The organism is Rhodococcus sp. EPR-147 (genome assembly GCF_001647185.1).
In the GTDB taxonomy this organism is placed as follows: domain Bacteria; phylum Actinomycetota; class Actinomycetes; order Mycobacteriales; family Mycobacteriaceae; genus Rhodococcoides.
In genome coordinates this window covers 1-2407 of record NZ_LVCU01000324.1, presented here as the reverse complement: position 1 = coordinate 2407, position 2407 = coordinate 1, and the positions used below count along the sequence as shown (strand labels likewise).

The following is a 2407-nucleotide window of genomic DNA, read 5'->3' as shown; positions in this document are numbered from 1 at the left end:
CACCGAGGCCAAGGTGCGCGGCTATCAGCCCGGTCGATTCTCGTTCAACGTCAAGGGCGGCCGGTGCGAGGCATGCTCGGGAGACGGCACACTCAAGATCGAGATGAACTTCCTTCCGGACGTCTACGTTCCGTGCGAGGTCTGTGAGGGAGCGCGATACAACCGCGAGACACTCGAAGTCCATTACAAGGGCAAGACCATCGCCGAGGTCCTGGACATGCCGATCGAGGAGGCTGCCGACTTCTTCGAGGCCATCACCTCGATCCACCGCTACCTCAAGACACTCGTCGAGGTCGGTCTCGGGTACGTCCGACTCGGCCAACCGGCAACGACGTTGTCCGGCGGCGAGGCGCAACGCGTCAAGCTGGCAGCGGAACTGCAGAAGCGGTCCACCGGCCGCACGGTCTACATTCTCGACGAACCGACCACCGGCCTGCACTTCGAGGACATCCGCAAGCTGCTCGGCGTCGTGAACGGCTTGGTGGACAAGGGCAACACGGTGATCGTGATCGAGCACAATCTCGACGTCATCAAGGTCTCGGACTGGGTCATCGACATGGGCCCCGAAGGTGGCTCGGGCGGCGGAACGGTTGTGGCGCAGGGTGATCCGGAGGCAGTGGCGGCGGTCTCGGAAAGCTACACCGGCAAGTTCCTGCAAGAGGCGCTCACCCGGGAGTCGGTCGTCGCCCCGCCGGTGAAGGCGGCTGCGAAGAAGCGTAGGCCCCGCAAGGTCGCCGCCGTCCGATAAGCGCTGCAGTCGGCTGGAGCCGTCCGATTCGGACCCCGTGAACGACGAAGCCGCATCCGTTGACTACCGGATGCGGCTTCGTGCGTCGGTCTCGACTTGGCTGGTGTTCTGCTCAGTGCACCGGACCGGTGTACTTCTCGCCGGGGCCCTTTCCCGGCTCGTCCGGATGGGCCGAGGCTTCCCGGAATGCGCGCTGCAGGGCCTGCAGGCCGTCGCGAATGGGTCCGGCATGGGGGCCGAGGTATTCCACCGACGCGGTGACCAGGCCGGCCAAGGCGGTGATGACGCGGCGTGCCTCGTCGAGGTCGAGGTATGGGCTCTCCGCGGGATCCGGCTCGGACAGTCCCAACTTCTCGGCTGCGGAACTCATCAGCATCACCGCAGCGCGGCTGATGACCTCGACCGCGGGGACTTCGGCGAGTTCACGGACTTCGGGCTCGGTGCCGACGGGGTCGGCACCCGCGGGATCGCCATCGGCGGGAGTGGGGGCGCTGGTCATGCCTACGAGAATCCCACGCCGGCTGCAGCGGGGAGAATCGGGTGCCGACGCTGTCGGGGACGATCGAGCTCGATTGTCGGTTTCTCGAATCGGCTGGTAGTGTGACTCGACGACCGTCTTCGGCGTGCGCTCCTCGATGGAGTTCACCGCACGGAGGCAGCAAGTGGAGCCCGACTCCCACCGGCACGTAGCCTTCAAAAAGCTACTTCCCGGTCCGGTCGCACGAAGGAAGTCCTCACCGGCCTCCTGCGTGCTTCCTCCCAGTGAGGAGACTGTACGGCGACAGTTGTCGTGCGGGTCGACCGGTCGACATCGGGCCCTGCTATCGGATCACACCGAAAGCAGGGTTTTTTCGTTGCAGCGGTTCACATCGCTGCGGGGAATGTCGAGGATCGACGGCGACGGGCTGTGCCAGTGGCAGGCGGTCGGGTTGCACACCACACCGCACTACCTAGGAGGCCCCATCAGCACTGAGACCCGCATCAACGATCGCATCCGAGTTCCCGAGGTCCGGCTTGTCGGACCGGGTGGTGAACAGGTGGGGATCGTGCGTGTTGAAGATGCACTCCGCTTGGCTCTCGAAGCCGACCTCGATCTTGTAGAAGTAGCTCCCGACGCACGTCCGCCGGTCTGCAAGATCATGGACTACGGGAAGTTCAAGTACGAGGCTGCGCAGAAGGCGCGCGAATCGCGCAAGAACCAGACGCTCACCGTCATCAAGGAGCAGAAGCTCCGTCCCAAGATCGACGCGCACGACTACGAGACGAAGAAGCGCAACGTCGTTCGCTTCCTCGAAGCCGGCTCGAAGGTCAAGGTCACCATCATGTTCCGCGGTCGCGAGCAGTCGCGTCCCGAGCTCGGCTTCCGTCTGCTGCAGCGCCTGGGCGCGGACGTCGCGGAGCTCGGCTTCGTGGAGACCTCGGCCAAGCAGGACGGCCGCAACATGACGATGGTGTTGGCACCGCACAAGGGTGCCAAGACTCGCGTCAAGGCACAGGAGAGCGCAGCGGCACCGCCCGCGCAGCGCGCACCGGCCCCCGCGCCGGAACAGCCCGCCGATGCAGCCCCGGCTGCCGAAGCACCGGCCGCAGCAGCTCCGGCTACTCCGGCGCAGACCAACTGAGCCTCGCGCTCTACCAGTAAGACAGCCCTACACCTGC

At 65.4% G+C, this 2407-nt stretch carries 3 protein-coding genes; 2 read left to right on the top strand and 1 reads right to left on the bottom strand.

The features are described 5' to 3' along the window. Nucleotides 1–748 (top strand): ATP-binding cassette domain-containing protein (locus tag A2J02_RS15125; protein WP_156516232.1); only part of this gene is annotated, 748 nt, incomplete at its 5' end. Between the two features lie 112 nt (nucleotides 749–860). Here the strand turns inward: A2J02_RS15125 and A2J02_RS15120 are convergent. Further along, nucleotides 861–1247, bottom strand: coding sequence for a DUF1844 domain-containing protein (locus tag A2J02_RS15120; RefSeq protein ID WP_068050975.1), 387 nt, complete (start codon nucleotides 1245–1247; stop codon nucleotides 861–863). 382 nt (nucleotides 1248–1629) lie between these two features. Between A2J02_RS15120 and infC the strand changes: the two genes are divergently transcribed. Continuing rightward, nucleotides 1630–2370 (top strand): translation initiation factor IF-3, encoded by a 741-nt coding sequence (infC, locus tag A2J02_RS15115; RefSeq protein ID WP_045199680.1) that lies wholly within the window; start codon nucleotides 1630–1632, stop codon nucleotides 2368–2370. The last annotated feature ends 37 nt before the right edge of the window (nucleotides 2371–2407 follow it).